Below are 12,430 nucleotides of genomic sequence, written 5' to 3' on the forward strand. Positions count from 1 at the left end.
GAACCCAAAAATTTCTATATCACGACCTTGGCCGAGCGCCATTCTCGTTTCACCATCTTGGTTCAGGTAGATGGCAAAGACACGACCAGTTTTGTTGCTGCTTTGATAAGGGAGACCAAGCGCCTATCTAATGCTTTGAAGAGAACTCTGACATTGAATCGAGGTACAGAGCTAGAAGCACATAGGTACTTCAACGTTGCAACCGTTGTCCAAGTCTACTTCTGCGACCCTCAGAGTCCATTGAAGAGAGGAGCTAATGAGAATACCAATGGACTGTTGAGACAGTACTATCCGAAAGTCATGGTTTTATTCACGTCCACCCTGAAAGACTTGGATCAGGTGGCCATGCGGCTAAACGAGAGCCCGATAAAGGCGCTGGTCTACAAGACACCTGTTGAGGTCTTATCAACCACTGTTGCATTGATCGGTTGAGTACAGGGCGGCTTTTTGCGATTTCAAGCTCTTCCGACTTCTCGGCCAGTTGTCGCTTAGCCGGGCACCCTCTTCGGCCAATGCTTGTTCGCGTGCCGAAGTATTTCGCTGGCTGGGCCTTGGACCTTCACGGGTAGAGCTGGCTGGACTGGCGACCACACTCTTGGGCGGCAGCACTGATGCGGACATTGATAGCAAGCGAGAGGGCCTTGGCCTTGTATTCCTGGGAGTAGAGTGTACAGGTCTCCTTTATCGAAGCTGCTTGCCTTGCCATGGTGTCACCTCGTTCGGTGTACTGCCTTAACGGGGTGTCCACTGTTGGTGGGCAAGATCATGGGTATGAATTCGTTGTTTGCGGCACTGGACATTACGACAGGTGAAGTCATTGCTCGCCTCAAGCCACGGCAGCGAAGTGTGGAGTTTCTTGATTTCCTCAATGCAATCGAGCGGTCAGCGCCAGCTAATCTCGATGTCCACCTCATTTTGGGCAACTTTGGGACACCCAAAACTGATAAGGTGTAGGCTTGGTTGGCGGATAGACCGTGCTATCATGTTGATTTCACGCCAGCGTCAGCATCATGGTTGAATCTCGTGGAGCGATTCTTTACATGATCAGCGAGAGATGGATCTAGCGTCAGGATCACACCTCTGTGAAGGACTTGGCGGATTCCAACCGTCACTACCTGACGGGCTATAACGAGAACGTCAAGACATTTCCAATGGCGGAAACCCTGAAGAGATAGTGGCGTCGGTGGGTCGAATAGTATCATCGCTTGAGCGACACACCGACAAGCCAGACTAATTGTATGAACTTGTAAAAAACCACACTAGGGGTTGTCTGACAAGTGCATGCGCTAAGCAATAGGCGTTAAAAACTTGCTTATAATGCTCGTTTGCGTCTTGTGAGTTTCGCTTTCTTACCGACTACTTCCTTGTCTAACCTTTGCTCATCGATTTTTCGGACGAAGTCTAGAGGACTCCCGGGAGATCAAATTACCTTAATGTGTCGTCCACGGTTCTTGGGGAAAATCGGACTGTGTTAGTCGGCGAAGTAGATGCTGGTCTATATTAAAACCTTTCTACTCGCGCGATTGGCCTAGTTGAGCTATAAAACAATTGAGTAATAGCAATCATCTCTTATCTGATAGTCAAAGGCTGCATACTATGAATGGGTGCTGGTATAACCCTCATGAAGATGAGGGAGATCATTGGGAGATTAAATTTAGAGGCGTAACAGTGTGGGGGTATTTTCGCCCCGAGTGGAGGCAGCGAAAGGTGACTTCATTTTCTCCCAAGGTAGCGTTTAGCTATCGTGATCTAGCCACATTTTTGAGGTTTTTATCGATTCCCTTTAGGAAAAGAAGGCCTTTAGTTTTCGTGACGGGGCGTCAAGATATGCTTAGATTTGTAGCTTATCACTTTAAAGGTGTTGATATTGACTTGTATGTCAGGTCAGAAACAGTTAGAGGTGACTCCTTTTTTATAGAATGTTTTAGATTTATTTTTAGAAAGACTTTTTGGTTGGTTTTTTTTAAGGACTACCGTAGGTTGCTCTGCTCTCTTTATAAGATAAGACCTAAACATGTAGACAATGAAAGCGTCGCTCGTCAAGTTAAGGCTATTATTGGCGATTATTTTTTTAATTATATTCTTAGATTTTTTTTTAAAGATAGAGAGGTCTATTTTTCTAATTGTGTAGTTCCACAAATTGAACGTTATCAAAATTTACTTAATAGCTGTGAGATTCAACACGGCGTTATACATTCGTCACACTTAGATTATGCGAAAATACCTAACGGCCTATTTAAAACAAAACTTTTGGCATGGAATAATTTTTGGGAGAAAGTAATAATCGAGAAGTGTATGTTCAAGGGGGCTGTGATAAGTTCAGATTATGAGCCGATATTCCAATCCTCTGATGGGTTTTCTTTTGATGTTTTGATATATACTACGGTAGATGACGAGTTTTCAAAGAAAATAGAAAATATAGATTGTAATTCAAGTTCTCAAATTATTGTTCAAAAACATCCAAGAGATTATTATAGGTATGAAAAGATAGGAGGAAATGTCCGTTTTGGTTATGGGGTGAATGCCTTGAAAGCGGAAAAAGTGGTCGTATCAGATTCCACATTGATTAGAAAGTTAAATGTCTCCGGCAAGTTCTTTTATTATATGATGGCTGGAGAGGAAGAGAGAGAAGAGGTTGCGAGAAGACTTATGTCTAAGTATGATGTTAAAATCTATCAAGATTACGAAATAATTGAGTCTTTGAATGATATTATGTGATAATTGGTTGTTAATAAATCAATCTTTAAGCAAGCTTGTTAACTCATGTTAACTCGGTGTTGCTCATCCTACATCGTTAAATGGTAATTACTCGTCGACTCGGCCATAGCCAAATCGACTTCTCGGAAGTCTTATTATGGAAGATGCCCCCACTGCCAAGCTAGTTGGAGCCTCAGCAGCTGTTAGACTCTGAACCATGTGGGGCGTGATGAGGTTCCAATGAAGTACTCCGACGAGCGCCGAGAAGCCATCCTCAAGAAGCTGCTCCCGCCGCATAACCGCACAGTGGCGGAGTTGGCCTAAGAAGAAGGCATCTCAGCAGCCACGCTATACAACTGGCGTAAGAAGGCTCGCCAAGCGGGCCGTTTGCTACCTGACCAGAGCGATGATCCCGAGGGCTGGAGTTCGCAGGACAAGTTCCACGCCGTGCTGGAGGCGGCGGCCCTCACTGAAGCGGAGCGTGCCGAGAACTGCCGGCAGCGCGGCCTCTATCCTGAACAGATTCAGCGCTGGCGGGTGAGCTGCGAAGGTGTCGACGCCGGAGTGAAGTCACCTCCAAGCAGCAGAATGAAGCCCGCAAGGCGGACCGCCAGGAAAACAAGGATCTCAAGCGTGAGCTGCGCCGCAAGGAGCCCGCTCTCGCGTAAACCGCAGCTCTCTTGGCGCTACGAAAAAAGGCCCGAGCGATCTGGAGGGACGAGGACGAATGATCAGCACTTCAGATCGCTAGGACGCCGTACAGCTGATAGATGAGGCGCGTGCCGAGGGAGCCCGCCTGCAAACCGCCTGCGCAGAGTTCAGCATCGGTACCAACACCTACCGCCGCTGGGGTCGGGGCGGTCAAGATCGCCGGCCTCTGGACGTGCGACCTGCCCCACGCCATGCCCTGTCATCTGAAGAGCGTCAGCAAGTGCTGGAGATTTGTCATCGTCCCGAGTTTGCCAGCCTGCCGCCCGGGCAGATCGTGCCGCGGCTGCTGGACGAGGTAGGGCTATACGTGGCGTCAGAGTCCGGCTACTACCGCATCCTCCGGGAGTGCGGCGAGTAGCACCAGTGGTGGCCGCGCTCGTACCCCACGCCCAAAGGGGGATCCTTAGCGACACCGCGAGACACGCCCCAATGCCTGTTGGAGTAGGGGCGTGACGTACTTACCGACCCGGGTGCGTGGGCAGTTCTACTACCTCTACATGATCGTCGACATATACTACGGCAAGATCGTTGATGCCGAGGTCTTCGATCAGGAGTCCATGGGCAACAGCAGCGAGGTCATCCAGCGCGCCGTGTTACGCGAAGGCTGCATCAACAAACCATTGGTGTTGCATGCTGATAATGGCTCCGCCATGAAAGGGTCGACGCTTCAGGCGACACTTGCAGCGACTGAACATCATCCCGTCGTACAGCCGCCCCAGAGTCTCTAATGACAACGCATTTTCAGGACATGCAAGTACCGGCCTGACTACCCATCGGACGGCTACGAGAGCCTGTCAGCGGCGCAGCAGTGGGTGACCGGCTTCTTGCGCTGGTACAACCACGAGCACCGCCACAGCGCCATCCGCTTCGTCATCCCAGAGGAGCGGCATGCCGCCCAGGATGACGAGGTTCTGGCAAGGCGGGATGCCATCTATGCTGAGGCGAAACGGCAACATCCCGGACGGTGGAGCGGCGCTACCCGCAACTGGACGCCACGTCGGACGGCCTGGCTGAACCCCGATCAGGAAGATCCAATCTTCATGCAGGATCAGCGTTTAGAAGCCGCGTGATCCCGCGTTCCAACAAGCTTGACAGGCATCGCCAGGTTCCTGGACGAGGTCGCGCAACAGCGCTCGCTGCCTGCCTCGATTGTCTGCGATAACGGCCCCGAGCTGACCGGCAAGGCGATGTTCTTCTGGGCGCGTAAGCGAAAGGTCACGCCGGCCTTCATCCAACCGGGCAAGCCGACACAGAATGCCTTTATCGAGAGCTTCAACGGGAAATTCCGGGATGGCTGTCTCAATCAGCACTGGTTTCTGAGCCTCACCGATGCCCGGCATGAAATCGACCAATGGAGAGCCTACTACAACTAAGTCAGACCGCACAGCTCACTGGGCTATATTCCGCCCGTCGGCTATGCCCAGCGGTGTGCATGAAGGGGCGGTTTCTCACATTGTGGACGGACCTTGAACAGGGGAAGGTTACGGTCATTTGGATACATGCGCTTCAGTGTGATGGCTATCTGCCTAGGAGACCAGTACTTGCGCAACAGGTAGGTCACCAGGTCGAAGAGAGGCGTATCAAGGCGCAACTTAGATTGTCGTCGTGCTCGATGTCGGGTTAGCGTGGCCCTGAAACCCGCCAGACTGGCATCATAGCCCGCATGAGAAGGTACCGTATGCCGAGCCAGTTCCCGAGAAATCGTGCTGGAAGCTCCCCCAAGGTACTTGGCGATGGAGCGTATCGAGTGACCTTCCCGCATCAGCATGATGGTGGCGCGTTCTTCAGCGGTACGGTGGTGGTAGCAATGAGTCATAGCGATAGCGTACCTGATCGATCAGGTGTTGCACTTGCTCATTGAGACCGCCCTGCTGAGCCACATCGTCCTTGAATTCAGGGGTATATCTCTGATTATTCATAGAAATTCCTCCTATGCTAAAATAATATGCCATAGATTTTTTAAGGGCTGGGGAACGTCTAATATAAGGCGCGGAGGTATCTAAGAAGCCCGGCGTTATTCAGAAAGACATTGAAGGCCAAGGTGTTACTGAAGGTGTATGCAAATGCTTTATAGGTGTCGAGACCGACATTTTTTGCCACGTTAAAAGTGTTTTTCTTAGAGTGTCAATTTCTTCCCTTTTAATTTTTATAAATTTCTTTTCTGATAGATTTAAATATGTATATGAGCTTACTGCGCCGCATTAGTCATTTTTTTAAGTTAGATGTGTATGTAGCATACCTAGGAGATTTTTCATTTCAGATCGGTCCACCAAGTTCTATGAAGAGTCTATCCGAGCTATTAAGTGAGATTTATAAAGTTGAGGTGACTAATAATTTAAGAAAAAAAATAGAGTCAACTAATGAAAATAGTCAAAACGATGCCGTAGCGGCCGGGAAAAGCAATACATTGTGGAGGTTCAATATAAAGAAAAAAGCTGTGAAATATGCGAGGCTATATTGTTTTTTAAGAATATTAAGGTTTTTTGTCCTGCTGTTATTGTTTAACCTGAAGTGCAATTTTTTACAACTTGTTAATAAAGGCTTGGTTGTTGTTATAACCCAGCCATTTTATTTTCCAATAATTAATAGGGGGCATGTAGTATATATAAGAAGAGCTAACGAGCCTTTAGGTAAGGTTTTGGAAAAAGGTGTTAAAGGATATCTTGAAAAACGTTTTTACGATTGGGTGGTTAAAAGAGTTGTTTATTTGGTTCCGATAAACCGTCAATCACCAGGCTGTGTAATTCCCAACCATTTCGATGTAGAAAATCATTATTTAAATTATCCTAGCGCAATGTCGTCCTTACACGTTACTGGCACATGGAATTATCGAAAGGGGGCCGATCGTGTTGCTAGTGTGATAGAAAATTTACCTTTTCAATTAAGGTCCAGGGCTTGTGTTTATGGAGGGCTGGGATTGGATGATAATATTAATGAACTTGTAGTTTCTTTAGGGGATTGTTACAAAGGTATTGTTGCTGAGCCTTTCAAACACTATGTTGTTGGTGATATTTTTTTGTCATTATCTCGCTTAGAGGGTTTTCAGAGATCTATGGCAGAGGCGTTGTTACAAGGGTGTCTAGTTGTAGCAGTTAGTCGTCCAGATAGTCGGTATATAGAGGATTATCCGGGCGTTTTTATAGTTGATAAAGGAAAAGAGTTTAGCTTTGAGGAATGTGCTGAATTTATTGAAGAATTGTTTAGTATGCCAATAGAAGAAAGGGTAACTCTTGGTGAGAAAAATAGAGAGCGCGCTATTGAAGATATGGGGAGAGATTCTATTTTAGCGGCGTGGAAGTCTGTTCTTGATGATGTTATGGAACAAAGCAATGACTAAGTCGTCTGGGAGATTTGTATATCTCGAAGTTACCCGTTTGTTTTTGGTGTTTTATCTCGTATTTCCTTTGGCTTTTTATGGCCTACCATATCTCTACTCATTATCTGAAGGTGCGATTAGGCTGCATTTTTTTAATACTTTCTCTATATCTAGTAATGATTTTTTTATTTTTTTTATAGGACATTGTCTTTTAGGTTCTGGGGTTTTGGCAGCGTGTTGGAAACAGGGAGTTATTTTGCGAGTAAGAAGAAACCAATCTCCGATGTTTTCAATTATAACGCTCGTACTCTTTTTATTACCCTTTTTGGTATCGAATGGATATATAAAATCCATTGTTATGCCTTTTTTTTTAATATTGTTGGTTTGTAGGTGGCCAGGAAATAGAGTGTTTTTATGTTTGTTTTTTATAGCTTTTGCTCAGATGCTGGTATCAGCTGACCGATTTCCTGTTTTGTTGATCATTATGCTCTGGTTACTACCTTTTATAGCTAAGCAATCTTTTTTTAAGATTATTATTTTCGGCTGTTTTGCTGTTTTGTTTCTTGTTTTTATCTTGCAGCCGCTACGTAGTGGTATTCTACCTTTTTCCGGTTATTTTTCTGACTATAGTTATTTTTTCAAGCATTTACATCCAATTTATATTGGTGCACACCTTTCGTTGGAAGCGGAATTCCCCATGAAGATTTTGCTGGCTGAGAGTATTCCGTTGATGAAATCATTAACTTCATCTGTAAGTGTGATCGAAGTTATTGCAAGGATGGGCCTTCCAGAAAATATTATAGCAAGTGGTATTAGGCATGGGTCAAACTCGTCAATGTACTTCTCTTTTTGCGGGATTTTTGTTTTGGCCGGATTAATACTTGCAACGAGATTTTTAAATTCTTTTGTAAAGATAAGTTTGATTAAAAACTCTGTTATTATGTATTTTGTTGTATATGGACCATATTTTGTAAGAAGAAGCTTTGGGTCATATTTTGTTGATATTGTTGTCCTAGTGTTCGTTGGTTTGTTAGTGACGTTTTTTGTTTTTCAGGCAAGGTGTTCGTCTAATCGTTGAAATGACTCGCCCTATAACTGAGCAAATTGGCTATAGTGCAGTGGTGTAAAGAGGAGGTCTCTAACTACAAGCACAACACTATTGGAGTGTCGGAGATATGGGCACTGACTTCTGGAGAACCTCCGCGTATACCTCCAGAGGCGTCTTGGCGTTCAACGTCTCTGCGTGTGTCTGCGATCTCACCGAGCTCCTCCTGGGTGTAGGTCGATAGGTCCGTTCCCTTGGGCAGATACTGTCAAAGCAGACCATTGGTATTCTCGTTCGTCCCACGTTGCTACGGGCTGTGTGGATCGGCGAAGTAGATGGCTGTCCCGGTACGTTGGGTTATTTCGGCATGCTTGACCATCTCGCTCCCTTGGTCGTAGGTCATCGACACCCTAAGTGAGCGTGGAACACGGTTCAATTTGTCACTAAAGCCGACCATCCCCCGACCGTCAAGCTAGTTGGAGGCCCCCACTGCCAAGCTAGTTGGAGCCTCAGCAGCTGTTAGACTCTGAACCATGTGGGGCGTGATGAGGTTCCAATGAAGTACTCCGACGAGCGCCGAGAAGCCATCCTCAAGAAGCTGCTCCCGCCGCATAACCGCACAGTGGCGGAGTTGGCCTAAGAAGAAGGCATCTCAGCAGCCACGCTATACAACTGGCGTAAGAAGGCTCGCCAAGCGGGCCGTTTGCTACCTGACCAGAGCGATGATCCCGAGGGCTGGAGTTCGCAGGACAAGTTCCACGCCGTGCTGGAGGCGGCGGCCCTCACTGAAGCGGAGCGTGCCGAGAACTGCCGGCAGCGCGGCCTCTATCCTGAACAGATTCAGCGCTGGCGGGTGAGCTGCGAAGGTGTCGACGCCGGAGTGAAGTCACCTCCAAGCAGCAGAATGAAGCCCGCAAGGCGGACCGCCAGGAAAACAAGGATCTCAAGCGTGAGCTGCGCCGCAAGGAGCCCGCTCTCGCGTAAACCGCAGCTCTCTTGGCGCTACGAAAAAAGGCCCGAGCGATCTGGAGGGACGAGGACGAATGATCAGCACTTCAGATCGCTAGGACGCCGTACAGCTGATAGATGAGGCGCGTGCCGAGGGAGCCCGCCTGCAAACCGCGTGCGCAGAGTTCAGCATCGGTACCAACACCTACCGCCGCTGGGGTCGGGGCGGTCAAGATCGCCGGCCTCTGGACGTGCGACCTGCCCCACGCCATGCCCTGTCATCTGAAGAGCGTCAGCAAGTGCTGGAGATTTGTCATCGTCCCGAGTTTGCCAGCCTGCCGCCCGGGCAGATCGTGCCGCGGCTGCTGGACGAGGTAGGGCTATACGTGGCGTCAGAGTCCGGCTACTACCGCATCCTCCGGGAGTGCGGCGAGTAGCACCAGTGGTGGCCGCGCTCGTACCCCACGCCCAAAGGGGGATCCTTAGCGACACCGCGAGACACGCCCCAATGCCTGTTGGAGTAGGGGCGTGACGTACTTACCGACCCGGGTGCGTGGGCAGTTCTACTACCTCTACATGATCGTCGACATATACTACGGCAAGATCGTTGATGCCGAGGTCTTCGATCAGGAGTCCATGGGCAACAGCAGCGAGGTCATCCAGCGCGCCGTGTTACGCGAAGGCTGCATCAACAAACCATTGGTGTTGCATGCTGATAATGGCTCCGCCATGAAAGGGTCGACGCTTCAGGCGACACTTGCAGCGACTGAACATCATCCCGTCGTACAGCCGCCCCAGAGTCTCTAATGACAACGCATTTTCAGGACATGCAAGTACCGGCCTGACTACCCATCGGACGGCTACGAGAGCCTGTCAGCGGCGCAGCAGTGGGTGACCGGCTTCTTGCGCTGGTACAACCACGAGCACCGCCACAGCGCCATCCGCTTCGTCATCCCAGAGGAGCGGCATGCCGCCCAGGATGACGAGGTTCTGGCAAGGCGGGATGCCATCTATGCTGAGGCGAAACGGCAACATCCCGGACGGTGGAGCGGCGCTACCCGCAACTGGACGCCACGTCGGACGGCCTGGCTGAACCCCGATCAGGAAGATCCAATCTTCATGCAGGATCAGCGTTTAGAAGCCGCGTGATCCCGCGTTCCAACAAGCTTGACAGGCATTGCAGCAGTCGCCAGGCGTAGTAGCGGCTGCGGGCGACACCGAGAAACGCACACATCCGTTGAATGCTGAAGGCCTGACGATGCTGCTCGATGAAGGCGTACTTCACTTCAGGCTTTTCGCGAAGTACACCGCCTTTTTCAGAATATCCTTTTCAAGTTGCTGACGGTGCTTGCGGCACTAGCGGTCCATCAGGCTACGGTCAACCCCCAGGCGCCGGGCAGCCTCGGATACGGAATACCCCTGCTCGGTCACAAGCCTCACCGCGTCCGCCTCGAATTCATCGGAATACCGACGTCGAGTCTTTTTGGTCATGAACACCTCCATCGCCTCCAGTATGAGGCTTATCGGGGCGTCCCGCTCCAATTGGACCACTTCAGTACTTGTCGATGGGGCATATCGAGTGACTTTCACGCATCAGCATGTTGCTGGCACGTTCTTCAGCGGTAAGGTGGTGGTAGCAATGAATCATAGCGATAGCGTACCTGATCGATCAGGTGTTGCCGTTGCTCATTGAGAGCGCCTCCTGTCCGCTACCATACACTTAAGGTGCGCTGCAATCCCACAACTTCATCGTCTCTGAATTTTAATTTATAGATTCATGAGATAATTATCGGATTGTAACGCTAACAGTTACCATGATTTTCTTCAAAGTGAGGTTTTCTAGTGCCCTTTTCTGTTTTAATGTCGGTTTATTATAAAGAAAACCCAGACTACTTGCATAGTTCTTTACGGAGTGTTTGGGATGATCAAGAACTCAAGCCAGATCAGATAGTAATAGTTAAGGATGGGCCTTTGACGTCACCTCTGAACGATGTTTTGGGTGAATGGGAAGAAAGGCTAGGCGAGAGTTTGTTTACTGTACTTGCTATAGAGAGAAACGTTGGGTTGGCGGAAGCGCTGAATAAAGGTATTGAAGTTTGTAGATATGATTTAATCGCTCGAATGGATACTGACGATATTTCGCTTCCCACAAGGTTTTTAAAGCAAATAAACTTTATGGAGAAAGCACAGAATGTTGATGTATCTAGCTGTTTTATAGAGGAAAGGGGCGAAGATTTAAAAGATGTTTACGGCATAAGGGAGATTCCTGTGGGGCATGAAGAAATTCTGAATTTCTCAAGAAAGCGGTCGCCAATTAACCACCCTGCTTCAGTGTTTAGGAAAAGTTCTGTTGTTGAGTCAGGTGGCTATCCTGATAAGTATCCCGAAGACTATGCTCTTTGGGTTAGAATGCTATTTTTGGGGTACCGATTTGCTAATTTTCCTGAAGTTCTTTTGATGATGCGCACCGGTGATGGTTTCTATGAAAGGAGGGGGAAGAAATTTTTGAAGGGAGAGCTGAGTATAATTTTGATGCAAAAAAAATATAATATGATATCTTGGTTTGGTTTTTTTCGAAATGTAATGATTAGGTGTGTCCTACGCCTTTCTCCCGCTTGGGTAAAAAAAATTGCTTATAAGTTAGCTCGATAGATGTTAGGTCCCGGATGAATAATTACACGCTTGGTCAATAGCTCAGGACGCCGGTTCTGCCAGTCTTTCATCGCAGAAATGGGGGCTTGGTGCTTCAATGCCTTCTGCGGGATGTGATGATTATACAGCCAGCAGTACCGTTTTAGCGTTTGCTCCAGGTCGTCTCCGGAGACATAGCGACGCGTTGCCAAGACGTCACACTGATACGGCCATTGAAGCGTTCGACCATTTCGTTGGTTTGAGGGTGGCCCGGTCGAATCAGGCAGTGCTCCACGTGGTACTCTGCACATGCTTGGTCAAACGGATGCTGTCCGGTAGGCTTGCGCTCTCCACCAGAGGTGAAGCGATCCGTGAAGCTTTTGCCATTGTCCGTCAGCACCTTTTGGACCTTGAACGGCGCCTTCTCAACGACCCGGTGAAAAAACGCTTCAGCATCGCTTGCCGCCTGGCTGGAGCGCAGCTCCAGGTAGACACAGCGCGTAGCACGGTCGATGGCAACGTACAGATAGCGGCGCTGCGTCTCATCAGGCATCTGCGGTAGATACTTGATATCGATATGGAGGTAGCCCGGTTCGTAGTCTCGAAAGGGCTTGGGCGCTTCCTTCTTGCCCTCCTGGTCCCTCTTAGCCAATTGGGCCAAGGTAGGTACCTGGCGGCGTTTCAACATCCGGTGAAGCGCCGCTCTGGATAGCGTGGGGTGCAAGAACTCCCGGGCGACGACGAGCAGGTCGTCGAGCCCGAGACGAAGGAGTTCGGTAAGCGTCCGGTGAACCCATCTAACGCTGAGTTCCGAGACGGTAGGTGTCAACCTATTCATAAGTGGACACCTACCATGAGTGAGTTAAGCGTGTTGGCAACGCCCCGGAAGCGTCGCCGATTCACCGCTGCGTTCAAGGCCAAGGTCGTCGAAGCATGCCAGCAACCCGATGCCTCCGTGGCTGGGGTTGCCTTGGAACATAGCCTGAACGCCGACCTGGTACACAAGTGGATCCGTGATGCTCGTCGGCGGAAGCCGGGGGGGGGACACCCCACCGTTTGTCCCGCTACCTATGGCAAGTCCC

At 49.1% G+C, this 12,430-nt stretch carries 9 protein-coding genes and 6 pseudogenes; 9 read left to right on the plus strand and 6 right to left on the minus strand.

What is annotated here, in order from left to right:
* Positions 1–27: 27 nt before the first annotated feature.
* From EBB56_RS22355 to EBB56_RS11805, 4 genes and pseudogenes are all read left to right on the plus strand, one after another.
* Positions 28–432: an IS30 family transposase gene (locus EBB56_RS22355; RefSeq protein ID WP_185696426.1), complete on the plus strand. Its 405-nt coding sequence runs from the start codon at positions 28–30 to the stop codon at positions 430–432.
* 1,275 nt (positions 433–1,707) lie between these two features.
* On the plus strand, positions 1,708–2,718 hold the full coding sequence (locus tag EBB56_RS11795; RefSeq protein ID WP_124804441.1) for a hypothetical protein: 1,011 nt from the start codon (positions 1,708–1,710) through the stop codon (positions 2,716–2,718).
* Between the two features lie 219 nt (positions 2,719–2,937).
* A pseudogene (locus EBB56_RS11800) lies at positions 2,938–4,478 on the plus strand (IS3 family transposase).
* 18 nt (positions 4,479–4,496) lie between these two features.
* Positions 4,497–4,781: an integrase core domain-containing protein gene (locus tag EBB56_RS11805; protein ID WP_124804442.1), complete on the plus strand. Its 285-nt coding sequence runs from the start codon at positions 4,497–4,499 to the stop codon at positions 4,779–4,781.
* A gap of 41 nt (positions 4,782–4,822) precedes the next feature.
* Here EBB56_RS11805 and EBB56_RS11810 read toward each other — a convergent pair whose 3' ends face one another.
* Together EBB56_RS11810 and EBB56_RS22170 are read right to left on the minus strand one after the other, a co-directional pair.
* A complete protein-coding gene (locus EBB56_RS11810; RefSeq protein ID WP_124804443.1) occupies positions 4,823–5,224 on the minus strand; it encodes a helix-turn-helix domain-containing protein in 402 nt (133 codons plus the stop codon).
* A complete protein-coding gene (locus EBB56_RS22170) occupies positions 5,193–5,327 on the minus strand; it encodes a hypothetical protein (protein WP_260425351.1) in 135 nt (44 codons plus the stop codon). The genes EBB56_RS11810 and EBB56_RS22170 overlap by 32 nt, the downstream gene beginning before the upstream one ends.
* 263 nt (positions 5,328–5,590) lie before the next feature.
* On the opposite strand from EBB56_RS22170, the gene EBB56_RS11815 reads away from it, so the two are divergent.
* Entirely contained in the window at positions 5,591–6,745 is a 1,155-nt protein-coding gene (locus EBB56_RS11815) for a glycosyltransferase (protein ID WP_124804444.1), read from the plus strand.
* On the plus strand, positions 6,738–7,802 hold the full coding sequence (locus EBB56_RS11820; RefSeq protein ID WP_124804445.1) for a hypothetical protein: 1,065 nt from the start codon (positions 6,738–6,740) through the stop codon (positions 7,800–7,802). Before EBB56_RS11815 ends, EBB56_RS11820 begins: the two co-directional genes overlap by 8 nt.
* Positions 7,803–7,880: 78 nt before the next feature.
* On the opposite strand, the pseudogene EBB56_RS22175 reads toward EBB56_RS11820, so the two are convergent.
* Positions 7,881–8,226 (minus strand): annotated as a pseudogene (locus EBB56_RS22175) (IS30 family transposase); the annotation flags it as partial.
* A gap of 99 nt (positions 8,227–8,325) precedes the next feature.
* On the opposite strand from EBB56_RS22175, the pseudogene EBB56_RS11830 reads away from it, so the two are divergent.
* Positions 8,326–9,866, plus strand: a pseudogene (locus tag EBB56_RS11830) (IS3 family transposase).
* Positions 9,867–9,906: 40 nt separating this feature from the next.
* Here EBB56_RS11830 and EBB56_RS22180 read toward each other — a convergent pair.
* Positions 9,907–10,026: pseudogene (locus EBB56_RS22180) on the minus strand (IS3 family transposase); the annotation flags it as partial.
* A gap of 47 nt (positions 10,027–10,073) precedes the next feature.
* Entirely contained in the window at positions 10,074–10,208 is a 135-nt protein-coding gene (locus EBB56_RS11835) for a transposase (RefSeq protein WP_185696427.1), read from the minus strand.
* A gap of 369 nt (positions 10,209–10,577) precedes the next feature.
* On the opposite strand from EBB56_RS11835, the gene EBB56_RS11840 reads away from it, so the two are divergent.
* A complete protein-coding gene (locus EBB56_RS11840) occupies positions 10,578–11,369 on the plus strand; it encodes a glycosyltransferase (RefSeq protein ID WP_124804487.1) in 792 nt (263 codons plus the stop codon).
* Here EBB56_RS11840 and EBB56_RS11845 read toward each other — a convergent pair.
* Positions 11,351–12,207, minus strand: a pseudogene (locus EBB56_RS11845) (DDE-type integrase/transposase/recombinase); the annotation flags it as partial. The gene EBB56_RS11840 and the pseudogene EBB56_RS11845 sit on opposite strands and share 19 nt — an antisense overlap.
* Between EBB56_RS11845 and EBB56_RS22360 the strand changes: the two are divergent.
* Positions 12,202–12,360 (plus strand): annotated as a pseudogene (locus tag EBB56_RS22360) (transposase); the annotation flags it as partial. The pseudogenes EBB56_RS11845 and EBB56_RS22360 overlap by 6 nt on opposite strands.
* Positions 12,361–12,430 lie beyond the last annotated feature (70 nt).

The organism is Halomonas sp. YLB-10 (genome assembly GCF_003856855.1).
GTDB lineage: Bacteria > Pseudomonadota > Gammaproteobacteria > Pseudomonadales > Halomonadaceae > Halomonas > Halomonas litopenaei.